At 61.1% G+C, this 16,740-nt stretch carries 17 protein-coding genes and 1 pseudogene; 10 read left to right on the plus strand and 8 right to left on the minus strand.

The annotated features are described in order from the left end of the window. Positions 1-70: 70 nt before the first annotated feature. Entirely contained in the window at positions 71-265 is a 195-nt protein-coding gene (locus tag ACP7A2_RS13770) for a hypothetical protein (protein ID WP_375067308.1), read from the plus strand. 91 nt (positions 266-356) lie between these two features. Then, on the plus strand, positions 357-539 hold the full coding sequence (locus ACP7A2_RS13775; RefSeq protein ID WP_348054814.1) for a hypothetical protein: 183 nt from the start codon (positions 357-359) through the stop codon (positions 537-539). Between the two features lie 3 nt (positions 540-542). Here the strand turns inward: ACP7A2_RS13775 and ACP7A2_RS13780 are convergent, their stop codons facing one another. Further along, positions 543-1,610, minus strand: a complete 1,068-nt coding sequence (locus ACP7A2_RS13780; RefSeq protein WP_426134629.1) for an AI-2E family transporter — start codon at positions 1,608-1,610, stop codon at positions 543-545. Between the two features lie 242 nt (positions 1,611-1,852). On the opposite strand from ACP7A2_RS13780, the gene yegQ reads away from it, so the two are divergent. Continuing rightward, complete coding sequence (gene yegQ / locus ACP7A2_RS13785) at positions 1,853-3,166, plus strand: tRNA 5-hydroxyuridine modification protein YegQ (RefSeq protein WP_426134630.1); 1,314 nt, start codon at positions 1,853-1,855, stop codon at positions 3,164-3,166. Between the two features lie 47 nt (positions 3,167-3,213). Here yegQ and ACP7A2_RS13790 read toward each other — a convergent pair whose 3' ends face one another. The 3 genes and pseudogenes from ACP7A2_RS13790 to ACP7A2_RS13800 all read right to left on the minus strand — a co-directional run bounded on the left by ACP7A2_RS13790 (position 3,214) and on the right by ACP7A2_RS13800 (position 6,373). After that, complete coding sequence (locus ACP7A2_RS13790) at positions 3,214-4,035, minus strand: methyl-accepting chemotaxis protein (RefSeq protein WP_426134696.1); 822 nt, start codon at positions 4,033-4,035, stop codon at positions 3,214-3,216. Positions 4,036-4,071: 36 nt separating this feature from the next. Then, positions 4,072-4,893: pseudogene (locus tag ACP7A2_RS13795) on the minus strand (cache domain-containing protein); the annotation flags it as partial. 160 nt (positions 4,894-5,053) lie between these two features. Continuing rightward, entirely contained in the window at positions 5,054-6,373 is a 1,320-nt protein-coding gene (locus tag ACP7A2_RS13800; protein WP_426134697.1) for a Na+/H+ antiporter family protein, read from the minus strand. Positions 6,374-6,712: 339 nt separating this feature from the next. On the opposite strand from ACP7A2_RS13800, the gene ACP7A2_RS13805 reads away from it, so the two are divergent. Further along, positions 6,713-8,860 (plus strand): methyl-accepting chemotaxis protein, encoded by a 2,148-nt coding sequence (locus tag ACP7A2_RS13805; RefSeq protein WP_426134631.1) that lies wholly within the window; start codon positions 6,713-6,715, stop codon positions 8,858-8,860. A 144-nt stretch (positions 8,861-9,004) separates the two neighbouring features. Here ACP7A2_RS13805 and ACP7A2_RS13810 read toward each other — a convergent pair whose 3' ends face one another. The 4 genes from ACP7A2_RS13810 to ACP7A2_RS13825 are packed head-to-tail and all read right to left on the minus strand — an operon-like array spanning position 9,005 to position 11,605. Beyond that, positions 9,005-10,324 (minus strand): ATP-binding protein, encoded by a 1,320-nt coding sequence (locus ACP7A2_RS13810; protein WP_426134632.1) that lies wholly within the window; start codon positions 10,322-10,324, stop codon positions 9,005-9,007. Further along, positions 10,321-10,989 (minus strand): response regulator transcription factor, encoded by a 669-nt coding sequence (locus ACP7A2_RS13815; protein WP_426134633.1) that lies wholly within the window; start codon positions 10,987-10,989, stop codon positions 10,321-10,323. Before ACP7A2_RS13815 ends, ACP7A2_RS13810 begins: the two co-directional genes overlap by 4 nt. Then, positions 10,989-11,303, minus strand: a complete 315-nt coding sequence (locus tag ACP7A2_RS13820; RefSeq protein WP_348054808.1) for a PepSY domain-containing protein — start codon at positions 11,301-11,303, stop codon at positions 10,989-10,991. The genes ACP7A2_RS13815 and ACP7A2_RS13820 overlap by 1 nt, the downstream gene beginning before the upstream one ends. Then, the gene (locus tag ACP7A2_RS13825) at positions 11,303-11,605 is read right to left on the minus strand and encodes a PepSY domain-containing protein (RefSeq protein WP_426134634.1); all 303 of its coding nucleotides are present in this window, start codon (positions 11,603-11,605) and stop codon (positions 11,303-11,305) included. Before ACP7A2_RS13825 ends, ACP7A2_RS13820 begins: the two co-directional genes overlap by 1 nt. Before the next feature lie 160 nt (positions 11,606-11,765). Between ACP7A2_RS13825 and ACP7A2_RS13830 the strand changes: the two genes are divergently transcribed. The 6 genes from ACP7A2_RS13830 to codA all read left to right on the plus strand — a co-directional run bounded on the left by ACP7A2_RS13830 (position 11,766) and on the right by codA (position 16,736). Beyond that, positions 11,766-12,845 carry a patatin-like phospholipase family protein gene (locus tag ACP7A2_RS13830; protein ID WP_426134635.1) on the plus strand — a complete coding sequence of 360 codons (1,080 nt, stop codon included), beginning with the start codon at positions 11,766-11,768 and terminating at the stop codon, positions 12,843-12,845. Positions 12,846-12,921: 76 nt separating this feature from the next. Beyond that, complete coding sequence (gene queD, locus ACP7A2_RS13835) at positions 12,922-13,278, plus strand: 6-carboxytetrahydropterin synthase QueD (protein ID WP_219268315.1); 357 nt, start codon at positions 12,922-12,924, stop codon at positions 13,276-13,278. 92 nt (positions 13,279-13,370) lie between these two features. Further along, positions 13,371-13,820, plus strand: coding sequence for a GNAT family N-acetyltransferase (locus ACP7A2_RS13840; protein ID WP_426134636.1), 450 nt, complete (start codon positions 13,371-13,373; stop codon positions 13,818-13,820). A gap of 217 nt (positions 13,821-14,037) precedes the next feature. Continuing rightward, on the plus strand, positions 14,038-15,306 hold the full coding sequence (gene codB / locus ACP7A2_RS13845; RefSeq protein WP_426134637.1) for a cytosine permease: 1,269 nt from the start codon (positions 14,038-14,040) through the stop codon (positions 15,304-15,306). A gap of 27 nt (positions 15,307-15,333) precedes the next feature. Then, positions 15,334-15,483, plus strand: coding sequence for a hypothetical protein (locus ACP7A2_RS13850; protein WP_426134638.1), 150 nt, complete (start codon positions 15,334-15,336; stop codon positions 15,481-15,483). A gap of 17 nt (positions 15,484-15,500) precedes the next feature. Then, the gene (codA, locus tag ACP7A2_RS13855) at positions 15,501-16,736 is read left to right on the plus strand and encodes a cytosine deaminase (protein ID WP_426134639.1); all 1,236 of its coding nucleotides are present in this window, start codon (positions 15,501-15,503) and stop codon (positions 16,734-16,736) included. Positions 16,737-16,740 lie beyond the last annotated feature (4 nt).

Consider the following 16,740-nt stretch of genomic DNA (forward strand, 5'->3'; position numbering starts at 1 on the left):
GTCATGTTTACGTCATGCAACAGACTCATTATCGAGCCGGTCCACCAATAACAATTAAGGACGACTGACCATGCCCACGCAAAACCCGCATCGCACCGCCGGCCTGTGCACGTCCAGCAAGGTCTACAGCGCCCTCACCGAACTCAAGCACCTGGAAGGCCATCGCAGCGCGAAGTTCCTGGCGTTGCTTGCGCAAAACCTGGTGCTCAAAGGCCTGCTCAGCGAACAGGAAGTGTTGATCATGCTTGATCAGGTGGTGGATTGACGTGTGGCGTTGATGTCGACTATCGAGACGGGTGATTTTTCCTGAAGGGCGCAGGCCCGTAAGGTGACCTCCAAAGCGATTGGAGGTACTTATGCCCACTGTTCAAATCATGTCCGTCATTGGCAGCGCCGTCCCCGCCCCTCTTCGGGAGCTTGGGCTGTTGGCCTGCTGGTACCTGGTAAGCAACGGCGAACCCATCAGCGGTCCGCTCACTTCACTGTCTGCCGCCGAAGAACGGCTGCAACAAACGTCGAACTTCAGGCTGCATGCCTGACGCCTAAGGCAGCGGCAGCTTGACCCGTGGCTTGCTTTCGACAAACAGCGCCCAGCTCGAGATAAACAACGCGGCCACCAATGGCCCGATCACAAACCCGTTCAGGCCAAACACCGACAAGCCGCCCAGCGTTGAGATCAGGATCAGGTAATCCGGCATTTTGGTGTCTTTGCCCACCAGAATCGGGCGCAGCACATTGTCCACCAGGCCGATCACAAAGATGCCGAACAAGCCCAGCACCACGCCTTGCCACATCGAGCCGCTCAACAGGAAGTAGGCGGCCACCGGCCCCCACACGATCCCTGCACCCACCGCTGGCAGCAGCGACAAAAATGCCATTAACACCGCCCAGAGCAACGCGCTGGGAATGTCCAGAAACCAAAAGATCAAGCCACCCAGCGCGCCCTGGGTCACGGCCACCAGCACGTTGCCCTTGACCGTGGCGCGCACCACCCGATTGAACTTGAGCTGTAACCGACGCTTTTGCGGCTCGGCCAGCGGCACCGCCGTGCGCACCTTGCGTACCAGTTCCGGGCCGTCACGCAGCAGGAAAAACAGCAAATACAGCATGATGAAAAAGCTCACCAGGAAATCAAACGTGCCCTGGCCAAAGCTGAACGCCTGCGTCGCAAAGAACTGGCTGCCCTGCATCGCGCTCTTGACGATCTTCTCCCGCAAGCCTTCCAGGTTGCCCATGCCGAAGCGATCCAGCAGATGCTGGAAGTACGGCGGCAGGAAATTCTTGAACTGCTCGATGTACCCCGCCACGTCCAATTTGCCGCTTTCGACGTTTTTGTAGAGCGTGGCCCCCTCTTGCACCAGTAATACGCTGGTGATGATCACCGGCAGAATCGCAATCACCAGGCACACCGTCAGGGTTGCCAGTGAGGTCAGGTTGCGGTTCCAGCCAAATTTCATCTGCAGGCGGCGCTGCATCGGCGCAAAGATAATGCCGAGGATAACCGCCCAGAACACCGCGCCATAAAACGGCAGCAGAATCCAGATAAAGGCGATGGTCACCAGAGCCAGCAGCAACAGCAGGGTTTTGAATTGCAGATTGGTTTGATTCATGTCCGGTCCATGTCAGAAAAACAGGGTGCGTATGTGCGCCCTGAGGGTTAGTCCGCTGCAAATCCTGCGAGTGCCCTGATTAATGCGCCTTGATGATTTTCTTGGCCTGCGCCCTAGATTAGCTGGCGGAACACCCGGGCGTTTGGCGAATGCCATGACGGCCCACCGGCGCCTTATAGACCTGGATCAATACCTCACCTCGACAGCTCACTTACGCTCGCGACCTTTTGCGACCTGAGCCCATGCCGTCCATCCTTGCCCCCGAACTGCTCGCCCCCGCCGGCACCCTGAAAAACATGCGCTACGCCTTCGCCTATGGCGCCGATGCGGTCTACGCCGGGCAACCGCGCTACAGCCTGCGCGTGCGCAATAACGAATTCGACCACGCCAACCTCGCGCTCGGCATCAGCGAAGCCCACACCTGCGGCAAAAAATTCTACGTGGTGGTGAACATTGCGCCGCACAACGCCAAGCTGAAGACCTTCCTCAAGGACCTGGCGCCAGTGATCGCCATGGGCCCGGACGCGCTGATCATGTCCGACCCGGGGCTGATCATGCTGGTGCGCCGCCACTTTCCGATGATGCCGATTCACCTGTCAGTGCAGGCGAACACGGTCAATTGGGCGAGTGTAGAGTTCTGGCAGCAGCAAGGCATTGGCCGGGTGATTTTGTCGCGTGAGCTGTCCCTGGAAGAAATTGACGAAATCCGCCAGCACGTGCCGACCATGGAGCTCGAAGTGTTTGTACACGGCGCCTTGTGCATGGCGTATTCCGGGCGCTGCCTGCTCTCGGGTTACCTGAACAAGCGCGACGCCAACCAGGGCACGTGCACCAATGCCTGCCGCTGGAAATACCAGGCCACGCCAGCGGTTGAAAACGCCACGGGCGATATCGTTCAGGCGTATCAACCAACCCTGGGCATGGGCGCGCCAACCGAGCAGGTGTTCCTGCTACAGGAAGCCAACCGTGCCGATGAACAGATGCCCGCCTTCGAAGACGAACACGGCACCTACATCATGAACGCCAAAGACCTGCGCGCCGTGCAGCACGTGGAGCGCCTGACCCACATGGGCGTGCATTCGCTGAAAATCGAAGGCCGCACCAAATCCCACTTTTATTGCGCGCGCACCACTCAGGTGTATCGCCAGGCTATTGATGACGCGGTGGCCGGTCGCGCGTTTGATCGCAACCTGATGACCGACCTTGAATCCCTGGCCCAGCGCGGCTACACCGAAGGTTTCCTGCGCCGTCATGTGCACGACGAATACCAGAACTACATGAACGGCAGCTCGGTGTCGGAGCGCCAGCAGTTTGTCGGGGAATTGACCGGCGAGCGCCGGGGCGAGCTGGCCGAGGTCAAGGTGAAGAACCGCTTTGCGGTGGGGCATCACCTGGAACTGATGACCCCCGCCGGCAACTTTCACTTTGATGTGGCCACCCTGCAAAACGCCCAAGGCGCGGCCATCGACGTGGCGCCGGGGGACGGGCACACGGTCTACGTGCCGCTGCCAGCCGAGATGGACCTGCGCTTTGGCCTGCTGATGCGCGACCTCTAACGGGTCGCTGCGCAGAATGGCCGGATCGTATCGATACAGGCCCGAGGTCAGATCCTGAACTGACCCACCAACTGCCCCAGGCGTTGGCCCAAGTCAGCCAGGCTGCGGGAGGTCTGGGCGCCCAACTGGGTTTCGTCCGCCACACTGTCCACCGCCACGGCAATTTGATGCACGCTGCGGTTGATCTCCTCGGCGACGGCGGTCTGCTCTTCGGCAGCGCTGGCGATTTGGGCGTTCATCGCGTTGATGGTGCCGATTAACTGCGCCATGGTGTCCAGCGATGCGCCAGCTTCATTGGCTTTGGCCGACGTACCGTCGCCCGCATCGCTGGAACGGCGCATGGCATCAACCGCGGCCACTGTGCCTTTTTGCAGGCGGTCGATCATGCCCTGGATTTCCTGGGTGCTGGACTGGGTGCGGCTGGCCAGGGCGCGGACTTCGTCGGCGACCACGGCAAACCCACGGCCGGCCTCCCCTGCCCGCGCGGCTTCGATGGCGGCGTTCAGCGCCAGCAGGTTGGTCTGTTCGGCAATCGAGCGAATCACGCCAAGCACGCTGACAATCGACGACACATCCTGCTGCAGGCTGTCGAGGGACACCCCACTGCTGCGGATGTCGTTCACCAGCGCATGGATCTGCGCGATGCTGCCGTCCACCACACGCTTGGCGGCCTGGCCTTCGGCGTCGGTCTGTTGCGCAGCGACGGCGGCGCCTTGGGCACTGCGCGCTACCTCATGGGCGGCCGAGGACATCTGATTGATCGCGGTGGCCACCTGATCAGTCTCGTGCCGCTGGCGTTCCATCGCCTGCTCGGAGCGCTGGGCCTGATCGGAGACCTGGCTGACCAGCCCAGTGAGTTGGCCCGTCATCTCGGTAATCTGGCGTACCAGCCCGTGAATCTTGTCGACGAAGCGGTTGAAGGCGCCGGCAAGGTCGCCCAGTTCGTCCTGGCTGGTGATGGCCAGACGGCGGGTCAAATCGCCCTCGCCCGCCGCGATATCGTCGAGATTGGCTTTCATCAGGTGCAGCGGGCGCAGGATGGTATTGGCCAGCACCATGCCCACCGCGGCAATCACCAACAGCACCACCACGGCCACGCCGAGGATGCTCAACAGCACGCCTTGCATGCGTTTTTCGACCTTGGCTTCGACCACTGCGACCTGAGCGTCGATGCCGTCCAGGTTCACCGAGGTGCCGATGACCATGTCCCATTTGGGCAGGTATTCGGTGTAGCCGAGCTTGGGCACCAGTTCGGTCTGGCCGGGTTGGGTCGAGCTGTATTGCAGGTAGTGAGTGCCGTCCTTGCCGACCTTGACCAAGTCGCGGTTGACGTAAACGCCATTGGGGTCGCGGTTGTCCTTGAAGCTTTTGCCCACGCCGTCCGGGCTGTTGCCCTTGAACAGGCGGATGGTTTCGGAGTCGTAGCCGAAGAAGTAGCCGTCCTTGCCATAGCGGGTGTTGGACAGCAGCTTGACCACCTGCGCCCGCGCGCTGATATCACCGGGGGCGGCGGCGTCGTAGAGCGGTTTGATGGTGGTCATGGCCACCTCGACGTAGCCTTGCAGGGTCGTCTTGGCATCGTTGAGCAGGCGCTGGCGGGTTTCATCCACCTCATTGCGGGCTTGACCCTGGAGGATCCACACGGTGGTCAGGCTGATGACCACGGCAAACAGCAACACCGGCACTACGGCGAGGGACAGGACTTTGGCCTTAAGGCTCAGACGCATGGGATTTTCTCTCTTGTTAGTGGCGACTCGAGAGGTTAACGGCCAATGGCTGGATATCTGTAGGGGCAAAGCAAGGCGGCCTGGTTGAGTCAACTGCTCCCACAGTGACTCTCCATTGTGTCTGGTGAGATTTTAATCTGGGCCGCCTGGTGATCCAGCGTCAAAGTGTCATCGCCGCTAACCATCCAAACACCAACAGCGGAATGTTGTAATGCAAAAACGTCGGCACCACCGTGTCCCAAATATGGTGATGCTGGCCATCAATATTCAGCCCCGAAGTCGGCCCAAGCGTGGAGTCAGAAGCCGGCGAACCCGCATCACCCAATGCCCCCGCCGTGCCCACAATGCACACAATCGCCAGCGGGCTGAACCCCAGCTGCACACACAACGGCACAAAAATCGCGGCGAGAATCGGCACTGTCGAAAACGACGAACCAATCCCCATGGTCACCAACAGCCCCACCAACAACATCAATAACGCACCCACGCCACGGCTATGCCCAATAAACGCCGCCGACGTTTCCACCAGTGAGCGCACATCACCCGTAGCCTTGAGTACCTCGGCAAACCCGGACGAGGCAATCATGATGAAGCCAATCATCGCCATCATCTTCATGCCTTCAGTGAACAGGTCATCCGTCTCACGCCAGCGCACAATCCCTGACACCGAAAAGATCAGAAACCCGGCCAACGCGCCGATGATCATCGAATCCAGCCACAGCTGAATAATGAACGCCGAAGCAATTGCCACCCCCGCCACCAGCAAGGTCAGCGGGTTGTACTGCACCGCCACCTGCTCGACCCGTTCGATTTTCTCCAGGTCATACACACGCTTTTTGCGGTAGCTGATAAACACCGCCACCAGCAGCCCAACCACCATGCCCAGCGCCGGCAAGCCCATGGCATGGGTGACGTTGACCTGGCTGATGTCCACTCCGCTCTTGGCCACGTTCGCCAGCAGGATCTGATTCAGGAAAATATTGCCGAAACCTACCGGCAGGAACATGTAGGGCGTGATCAGCCCGAACGTCATCACGCAGGCGATCAGACGGCGGTCCAGTTGCAACTTGGTCAGCACGTAGAGCAGCGGCGGCACCAGCAACGGAATAAACGCGATGTGGATCGGCAAAATGTTCTGCGAAGCAATCGCCACCGCCCACAGCAGGCCGATCAGCAGCCATTTGACGTGACTGCCGCCAGTGGCTTCCTGGCGATCCACGAGCATCAGCGCCTTGTCTGCCAGGGCGTGGGCCAGGCCGGATTTGGCAATCGCCACCGCGAAAGCACCGAGCAACGCGTAGGACAACGCCACGGTCGCGCCGCCACCCAAACCGCCATTGAACGCCTTGAGCGTGGCCTCGATGCCCAAGCCACCGGTCAACCCGCCCACCAGGGCGCCGACAATAATGGCGATGACCACATGCACGCGGGACAGGCTCAACACCAACATGGTGCCGACCGCGGCGATGACTGCGTTAATCATGAGTACCTCAAGCAAAAACATAAAAAACAGGCATGCCCGCGCCCGGGCGGCCATGTGGCTGCCAGCGTGCAGGCTTGAAGGAGGTCTTATTAGAGGGCGCGCACTGTGCCGCAGGCGGCGCGGCATGTCAAAAAACCTGGTGTGTTGGTGTTGGGGCTGCTTTGCCGCCCAACGCGGGGCAAGCCCGCTCGCCACAGGGTGCTTGTCGTCTGTTCTGCCAGAAGAACCTGGAAGGGCTGACCCTCAGAGCAGGTTTAACTTGAACGTTTGAATAAAGTAAAAGCAGCTGGCGCCGATAACCTGATTCTCTGTGTTTTAGATTAAGGATGCCCCTCGATGTCCATCAGACAGCTTTCCATTCAATGGAAAATCACCCTGCTCGCCGGCCTTTGCCTGCTGGGGATCGTGACCCTGCTGGTGGGTCTGTCGCTGTACCGCATGGAGCAGAGCTCGAAGCAGGTCAAGGCGTCGAGCATGCAGATGCTCGACGAAGCCGCCCAGGCACGCATCGAGGCCCAGGGTGAAGTGCAGGCGCTGGGCATTCGTCAGCAATTTATGGACGCCTACCAATACGGCCACGGCTTTTCCCGCCAGGTGTTGTTTTTGCGCGAGCAGGCGGAAAAGCGTTTTCTCGACGCTTTCGACACCCGTGAAGACCTGACACGCCAGGTCAAGGCCGCGCTGCAAGCCAACCCCGACCTGCTGGGGTTGTCGCTGGTGTTCGAGGCCAACGCACTGGACGGCAAGGACGAACTGTTCGCCAACCAGGCCGAGTTGGGCAGCAACGAGAAGGGCCGTTTCGCCCTGTATTGGTCGCAGCCGACACCCGGCAAGCTGACATCAATGGCGCTGCCCGAAAGCGACATGGCCGACCTCAGCGTCGGCCCCAGCGGTGAGAAAGCCAACGCCTGGTTTACCTGCCCGCGCACCACCCTGAAACCCTGCGTGATCGAACCGTACTTCTACGTGATCGACGGGCAAAACGTGCTAATGACCAGCATCGTGTTCCCGCTGACGGTGAATGGCAAAGTCATCGCCTCGCTGTCGGTGGACATCAACCTCAATAGCTTGCAGGCCTTAAGCCAACAGGCGAGCCAGAAGCTGTACGACGGCCAGACCCAGGTCAGCATCGTGAGCCCGACCGGCGTGCTCGCGGGCTACAGCCCGGACGCCAGCAAGCTCAGCCAGCGTCTGGATCAGGTCGACAGCGTCAGCGGTGCGCAATTGATCAGCGCGCTGGCCAACGGATCGCAGAACCGTAGCCTGCGCGCAGGCCATCAACTCAAAGTGCTTGCGCCCTTCACGCCGATCCCGGAAGGCAAGCCGTGGGGCGTGTTGCTGGATGTGCCGGAAAACGTCCTGGTCGCCCCCGCCGAGGCGCTGAAAGCCACGCTGGACGCCGACAATGCAAAGGGCACCCTGCTCGAACTGAGCCTCGGCTTGCTGGCCGCCGTGGTTGGCCTGTTGCTGGTGTGGCTGATGGCGCGCAGCGTGACCCGGCCGATCCTCGGTGTGGCGTACATGCTCGAAGACATCGCCAGCGGCGAAGGCGACCTGACTCAGCGCCTGGCGTACGACAAAAAAGACGAATTGGGCCAACTCGCCGGCGGGTTCAACCGTTTCCTCGACAAACTGCAGCCGATTATTGCCGAGGTCAAACGCTCGGTGCAGGACGCCCGCAGCACCGCCGATCAGTCTGCCGCCATCGCGAGCGAAACCAGCGCCGGCATGGAGCAGCAGTACCGCCAGGTCGATCAGGTGGCCACCGCCTCCCACGAAATGAGCGCCACCGCCCAGGACGTCGCACGCAGCGCCGCCCAAGCCGCGCAAGCTGCCCGGGATGCCGACAAGGCGACCCGCGAAGGCTTGACCGTGATCGACCGCACCACCACCAACATCGGGCATTTGGCGGCAGACATGAGCACCGCCATGGCTCAGGTCGAGGGGTTGGCAGCCAATAGCGAGAAGATTGGTTCAGTGCTGGAAGTGATTCGCGGAATTGCCGAACAGACCAACCTGCTGGCGCTCAACGCCGCCATCGAGGCTGCCCGCGCCGGTGAGGCGGGCCGTGGCTTTGCGGTGGTTGCCGATGAAGTGCGCAACCTGGCGCGGCGCACGCAGGAATCGGTGGAAGAAACCCGCGTGGTGATCGAGCAGTTGCAAATTGGCACCGAAGAGGTGGTTGGCTCCATGGGCAACAGTTATCGCCAAGCCCAGGGCAGTGTCGAACAGGTCGGTCAGGCAGTCACCGCGCTGCGCCAGATTGGCGACGCGGTCACCGTGATCAGCGACATGAACCTGCAAATCGCCAGTGCTGCCGAAGAGCAGAGCGCGGTAGCCGAGGAGATCAACAACAACGTGGCGACGATTCGGGATGTGACGGAGTCATTGTCGGAACAGGCAAATGAGTCGGCGCGGGTGAGCCAGGCGTTGAATAGCCTGGCGAATCAGCAGCAAGGGTTGATGGATCAGTTCAAGGTTTGATTTGCCCGTATACATTCTGCTTCTTGAAGAAATTCTGTGTGAGAGCGGGCTTGCTCGCGAAGGCGATGTATCAGTCAACATAGTCAGTGACTGACACGCCGCCTTCGCGAGCAAGCCCGCTCCCACATTGTGAATTGCGGCGGGTCAGACCTGGCGTCGCGGCAGCTCGATCAGTGCTTTCAAGCCGCCCAGCTCACTCTCCTGCAACTGCAACACTCCGCCCCAGACCTCGACGATATCGCGCACGATTCCCAAGCCCAAACCGTGGCCGTCAATCTGTTCATCCAGGCGCGTGCCCCGGCTGAACACTTGGGCGCGCTGGGTTTCGGGGATGCCGGGGCCATCGTCTTCGACGGCGAGCAAGTAACTGTGGGGTGTTTCACTGATGCTCACGCGTATGTCGGCGTCGGCCCATTTGCAGGCGTTATCCAGCAGGTTGCCGAGCAGCTCCAGCATGTCTTCACGGTCCCAGGGCAATTGCAGGCCAGGGGTGCCGTGGTAGCTCAAGTCCAGGTGTTCACCGTGGATCATGGTCAAAGTGGCTAACAAGCCAGGCAGTTCCTGTTCACAGTCGAACAACGCTCCCGGCAGGGTTTCGCCGGCCAGACGGGCGCGATTCAGCTCGCGATTCAGCCGTTGCTGCACCTGCGCCAAATGGTCGAGCAGCAATTTGCTCAGTTCCGGATGGTCTTTGAGCTGTTCGCTCGACGCCACGCTCATCAGCACTGCCATTGGGGTTTTCAACGCGTGGCCCAGGTTGCCCAGCGCATTGCGCGAACGCTTGAGGCTGTCTTCGGTGTGGGCCAGCAGATGGTTGATCTGCGCCACCAGCGGTTCCAGCTCCAGCGGCACCTGGGTGTCGAGTTGCGAACGCTGGCCCTGTTGCAGCTGGGCGATCTGATTGCGCGCCGTTTCCAATGGGCGCAATGCGCGCCGCACGGTGACCCGTTGCAGAATCAACACCAGCATCAGCGCCGCCAGCCCCAACACCAGACCGATCTGACGCATCAGGCGGAAGCTTTCCCGCACCGGGGTGTAGTCCTGCGCCACGCTGATGGAAATCGACTGGCCGAAGCGCTTGTAGTCCTCACGCAATACCAGCAGTTGCTGGCCCTCCGGCCCGAGCTGCAAGTTGCCCTTGATCCCGGCTTCGGGCAGGCGCGGCAGGTCCTGGTCCCACAGTGAGCGGGAGCGCCAATGCTTGTCGGAGAAATCAATCCGGAAATAGTGCCCCGAAAACGGTCGTTGATAGGCCGGAGACAAACGGTTCTCGTGCAGTTGCAAACCGTCCGGCCCACGCACCAGCGCCACCAGCAGGTTCTCGCTGTCGTTGCGCAACCCCGCTTCCAGATAGCGCTGCAAACCGGCCTCGAACAACCACAAACTGGTTTGCGCCAGCACCACGCCGACCACCACCATCACGCTGATCAGCCCCAGGCTCAGGCGCCGCTGAATGGACCTCATGCAGGGCTGGCGCCAAACCGGTAACCCTGGCCGCGCCGGGTTTCAATCACGCTGCGGCCCAACTTGCGGCGCAGGTGGTTGACGTGCACTTCCAGCACATTGGAATCGCGCTCGGTCTCGCCGTCATACAGGTGCTCGGCCAGGTGGCTTTTCGACAGGATCTGATCCGGGTGCAGCATGAAGTAACGCAACAGGCGAAATTCTGCGGCGGTGAGCTGGATCTGCGCGCCATCGCGCAACACGCATTGGCGGCCCTCATCCAGGTGCAGACCAGCGGCCTGCAAGGTGGGCTGGTTGGCATGGCCGTGGGAGCGGCGCAGCAGCGCCTGGATGCGCAGGTGCAGTTCTTCGGGATGGAAAGGTTTGCTCAAGTAATCGTCGGCGCCGGCTTTGAGCCCTTCGATGCGCTCGGCCCAGGAATCGCGTGCGGTGAGCACCAACACCGGCGTGGCCAGGGACGCCGCGCGCCACTGCGCCAGCACGTCCAGCCCAGGCAGGCCCGGCAGGCCGAGGTCGAGAATGATCAGGTCATAGGGTTCGCTGCGGCCTTGATACACGGCGTCGCGACCATCAGCCAGCCAGTCGACGGCGTAGCCCTGGCGCTGCAGCCCGGCCGTGAGTTCATCGGCCAGCGGTACATTGTCTTCCACCAGAAGCAGGCGCATCAGTCGTCTTCCTTATCTTTGAGCAGCACACCGGTTGTAGCATCCAGTTTAATTTCGCGCACTACACCTTCAGTGGTCACCAACTCCACCTCATACGCATATTGACCGTGTTTCTTTTCAAGCTCGGCTTCCAGCAGCCGCGAGCCGGGGTAGCGCTCCATTGCTTGCTGCAACAGGTGCTCCAGCGGCAGGATCACTCCCTGCTGGCGCAATGCCAAGGCTTCATCCTGATTGAGGTCGCGGGCCGCAAGGCTTGAACAAAAAGCCAGGAGCACCAGCACCATCACACTGCTGGCGCGTCGATATACCGTCATTACGTATCCTGATGATTCTTGAGAACGTGCCCGCTGAGCGCGTCCAATTCGACTTCCCACTCGACGCCGTCGGCATCTTCCAGTTCGACCTGGTAGAGGTACTTGCCATAAGCCTCGTCCAGATCGGTGTCCAGCAACGTCGAGCCGGGATGCAGCGCCAGAGCGCAGGCTTCCAATTGGTCAAAGGCGACAATGGTAACAGTGCCAGGCAATTTCAGCGGTTTGTCGGGGTCCACTGCTTGGGCCTGTGCCGCGACGCAAGTGATGATACCGGCGGCGATCAGCGCTGTAAGGCGCTTCATGGCGAGTCTCCGTTTCAGAATGTTTTTCCTACGCCAGCCACCGTACTCATCGCAACTTAACTGAAACTGAATTGCCACCATGGCAATTTTCAAGCCTCATCTTTACCTATCACTGTAAGAGAATTCTTATAATGCTCCGTTCGCTGCAACCGAGACCGGTATGACCGCCATCCACATCAAGTTTCCTGCGCTGACACTCAAGGCGGGCAAACGCGCCTTTACGCGGATTCGTGAACGAGGCCTCGCACCCGCCGACGTGGGCATACTCCCCGGCGCGGCCGGTGGCCCCAAGGCGCTGGGCATCCAGGGCCTGGACCTGGCACTGTTTGGCGATTGGCTGCCGCGCGCCCCGCGAGAGCGAGCGCTGATCGGCGCGTCCATCGGCTCCTGGCGGTTTGCCAGCGCTTGCCTGCCCGACCCGGTGCAAGGCTTGCTGGACCTCGGCCGGCTGTATAACGAACAGCGTTTCGCCAAAGGCGTGACCATGGCCGAGGTCAGCCAGAGTTGCCAGCGCATGCTCGATGACCTGCTGGCCGGCCGCGATGCGCGGGTACTGGACAACCCTGACTACCGTCTGAACATCATGGTGGTCAAAAGCCATGGCCTGCTCGCCGATGACCACCGCGGGCGGTTGAGTTTGGGCCTGTCCTCGGTGATCGCCGACAACCTGCGGGGCCGTGCGCGGCTGTCGCGGCATTTCGAACGGCTGATCATTCATGACCCGCGCCAGGCGCCGCCGGTGCACCCGCTGAAGGACTTTGCGTCGCGCTTTATCGACCTGGAACCGGGCAACCTGCGCCAGGCACTGCTGGCCTCAGGCTCCATCCCGATGGTGATGCAAGGCGTGCGCGACCTGCCCGGCGCCGGGGCCGGCACCTACCGCGACGGCGGCCTGCTGGACTATCACCTCGACCTGCCCTATCACGGCGATGACATCGTGCTGTACCCGCATTTTACCGACCGCGTCATCCCCGGCTGGTTTGACAAAGGCCTGCCGTGGCGACGCAGCAATCAACAAGGCTTGCAGGACGTCTTGCTGCTGGCGCCGTCCAGGGATTATCTGGCGCGCCTGCCCCACGGCAAATTGCCGGACCGCAGCGACTTCAAGCGGTTTATGGGCGATGACGCGAGCCGCAATGCCTACTGGCAGACCGCAATGAGCGAGAGCCAGCGCCTGGGGGATGAGTTCCTGCAGCTGGCGGATAACGGTCAATTGGGTGAGCACTTGCAAGCCCTTTAACCCAGCGGTGTGCGCGGCGGTGGATCAAGCTGTTAAACTCGCCGCCTGCCAGACACCTGACCGAGCTGAAAACACTGTGGAAATCTTCAAGGAATTTACATTCGAATCCGCCCACCGCCTGCCCCACGTACCGCAAGGCCATAAATGCGGGCGCCTGCATGGGCATTCGTTCAAGGTGGCGATCCACCTGAGCGGCGATCTGGATCCCCATACCGGCTGGATTCGCGACTTCTCGGAGATCAAGGCGATTTTCAAGCCGCTCTATGAGCGCCTTGACCACAACTACCTCAACGACATCCCAGGCCTGGAAAACCCGACCAGCGAAGTGCTGGCCAAGTGGATCTGGACCGAATTGAAACCCCTGTTGCCGGAGCTCAGTGCGATTCGCATCCACGAGACCTGCACCAGCGGCTGCATCTACCGCGGCGAGTAAACCGGCGCGATGAAAAAACCACCCTTGCGGTGGTTTTTTTATGCCCGGCTACCTTACAGTCGGAGCTCCCTGCCGACACCGAGCCCGCCGCCATGCCCACCTCAATACGCGTTGCCACTGCGGGCGATGTCGCCTCCATTGAGGCCATCGTCGAAGCTGCGTACACGCCTTACATAGAGCGGATCGGGCGCAAGCCAGGGCCGATGCTGGAGGACTATCGTCAGTTGGTCGAGGCCGGCAGCGTGTCTGTGCTCGACAATATGGGAAAGGTTCAGGGCTTTATTATCCTGCTGGACAGCGACGGTGCGTTGTTACTGGATAACCTGGCGGTTGCCCCGGATGCCCAAGGCCTGGGTTTGGGCCGGCTGTTGATGGACTTTGCTGAACAGAGGGCGATTCACTTGGGGTACGCCGCTGTCCGGCTCTATACCAACGAAGCCATGACCGAGAACCTCACGCTGTACGCCCGCCGAGGCTATATCGAAACCCATCGCGCCGAGGCGCATGGCTTGCGCCGTGTCTACATGACCAAGGGTCTTTAGCAGCCCCCCGGAAGCTGTTCGACTGAGCCATTGTGTATCAGCGTTGCACCGCTTTCGTGCCCGACTGGGCACAAAGAACACCCCTCCCGGCGATTCCCACCTGTTTAGCTATAAATACAGTGCACGGTGCACAGCGCGCGCAGTGTGCCCGTCACTGCGACTGATTTGGCACGCGCGGTGCAACAGGCCAGCATCAGTCAATCAGGGAGCACGGCACATGACGAGGCAAGACTCGGGCAACGATTACCCCCTCAGCGAAGTACCGATGCATGCGCGCAAGGGCCTGGCGTCCACGGCCATGGTGCTGCTGGGGTTCACGTTTTTTACCGCGACCATGTTTGCCGGCGGCAAGCTGGGGGTGGCGTTCAGTTTTACCGACATGCTTGGCGTCGTGGCCCTGGGTAACCTGTTGTTGGGCATTTACGCCGCAGGCTTGGGTTACATCGCGTTCAAGAGCGGCCTGAACTCGGTATTGATGGGCCGCTTCTGCTTTGGCGAGGTCGGCAGCAAGCTCAGTGACCTGATCCTCGGCTTCACCCAGATCGGCTGGTATGCCTGGGGCACCGCCACTGCCGCCGTGGTGTTGGGCAAATACTTCGAACTGAGCCAGGGCAGCGTGCTGGCATTGATGGTGCTGTTCGGCCTGGTGTTTTGCGCCACGGCGTACGTGGGGTATCGCGGGCTGGAGATCCTGTCCTACATCGCGGTACCGGCGATGGGCATTTTATTGTTTCTGTCGATGTGGGTTGCCACGGTGAAAGTCGGCGGGCTGGACGGCCTGCTGGCGGTGGTGCCAACCGCCGAATTGGACCTGTCCACCGCGATCACTCTGGTGTTCGGCACTTTCGTCAGCGGCGCGACCCAGGCGACCAACTGGACACGGTTTTCCCGCTCGGCCAGGGTCGCGGTGCTGGCCAGCCTGATCGGTTTTTTTATCGGCAATGGTTTGATGGTGTTGATCGGGGCCTACGGCGCCATCGTCTATCAGCAACCGGATGTGGTGGAGGTGTTGCTGCTGCAAGGCTTCGCCATGGCGGCGATGGCCATGTTGCTGCTCAATATATGGAGCACTCAGGACAACACCATCTATAACTTTGCCGTGGCAGGCTGCAACTTGCTGCGCACCCGCCGCCGCAAGACCGTGACCCTTGGCGGCGCGGTGATCGGTACCCTGCTGGCCTTGTTCGGCATGTACGACCTGCTGGTGCCCTACCTGATTCTGCTGGGCACGGTCATCCCGCCGATTGGCGGGGTGATCATGGCGGATTTCTTCTACCGATATCGCGGCCGCTACCCACGCCTGGCCCATGCACGCCTGCCGGCGTTCAACTGGCCGGGCCTGGTGGCCTACGCCGTCGGCACCGTGCTGGCGTTCAACTCACCGTGGGTCGCACCGTTGGTGGGGATCGTGACGGCGTCCTTGACCTACATCGTGCTGACCGCCGTCCTGCGCGTGCGTGCACCGCTGGCTGACGCCCCGGCATGAGCCTGACTTCACGAGAATGGTAACCTTGTGGCCACCACTCAACGCCTGGCCATGCACCGCAACACCCTTACACACCGCGTCCAGCGGATTAAAGCCCTATGGGCTGACGCTGGACAATGCGTACGACCGCCTGGACATCGCAATAGCCCTGATGATCTGGCGGCTGACTGTCTTTAGCCAAGAGGAACTTGCCCATGCATATCATCAACGCCCGCCTGCGCAACCGTGAAGGCCTGCATGATCTGCACCTGGAACACGGCCGGATCGCAAGTATCACGTCGCAAACGACGGCGCCCGTTTTATCGGCCGATGATCTGGACGCCGCCGGCAATTTGGTCATACCGCCCTTCGTCGAGCCGCACATTCACCTCGATGCCACACTCACCGCCGGCGAACCACGCTGGAATATGAGTGGCACCTTGTTCGAAGGAATTGAGTGCTGGGGCGAACGCAAAGCCACCATCACTCTGGAGGACACCAAGACCCGCGCCAAAAAAACTATCCAGACCCTGGCCGCCCATGGCATCCAGCATGTGCGCACCCACGTTGACGTCACCGACTCGGACCTGACGGCGCTCAAAGCCATGCTCGAGGTGCGTGCAGACAGCGCGCACCTGATCGACCTGCAAATCGTCGCCTTTCCCCAGGAAGGTATCGAGTCCTACCGCAATGGCCGCGAACTGATGGCAGAAGCCATTCGCCTGGGCGCCGATGTGGTGGGCGGCATTCCTCACTTCGAGTACACCCGCGACCAGGGCGTCAGCTCGGTGAAATTCCTCATGGACCTGGCCGAGCGCACCGGCTGCCTGGTGGATGTGCACTGCGACGAAACCGACGACCCACACTCACGTTTTCTCGAAGTTCTTGCCGAAGAAGCCCGCAGCCGCGACATGGGGGCGCGCGTCACCGCCAGCCATACCACGGCGATGGGCTCTTACGACAATGCGTATTGCGCCAAACTTTTTCGCCTGCTCGGGCACTCCGGCATCAGCTTTGTCTCTTGCCCGACTGAAAGCATCCACCTGCAGGGCCGCTTCGACAGCTTCCCGAAACGCAGGGGCGTCACCCGCGTCAATGAACTGCTCGAAGCCGGCATGAACGTGTGCTTCGGCCAGGACTCCGTCGTCGATCCCTGGTACCCCCTGGGCAACGGCAACATCTTGCGCGTGCTCGAAGCTGGCTTGCACATCTGCCATATGCTGGGCTATCGCAACCTGCAAAGCGCGCTGGACCTGGTCACCGATAACAGCGCCAAGGCCATGGCCCTGGGCGACCGGTATGGCCTGGAACCTGGCCGCCCGGCCAACCTGTTGATCCTGTCGGCAGACAGCGACTACGAGGTGATCCGCAGCCAGGGCCTGCCGCTGTACTCAATCCGCAAGGGCAAGGTGCTGATGAAACGCCAGCCGGCACAGGTGGAGTTTTTGTAACGGC

It is taken from the genome of Pseudomonas sp. PWP3-1b2, assembly GCF_049896045.1.
Classification (GTDB): Bacteria; Pseudomonadota; Gammaproteobacteria; order Pseudomonadales; family Pseudomonadaceae; genus Aquipseudomonas; species Aquipseudomonas antarctica_B.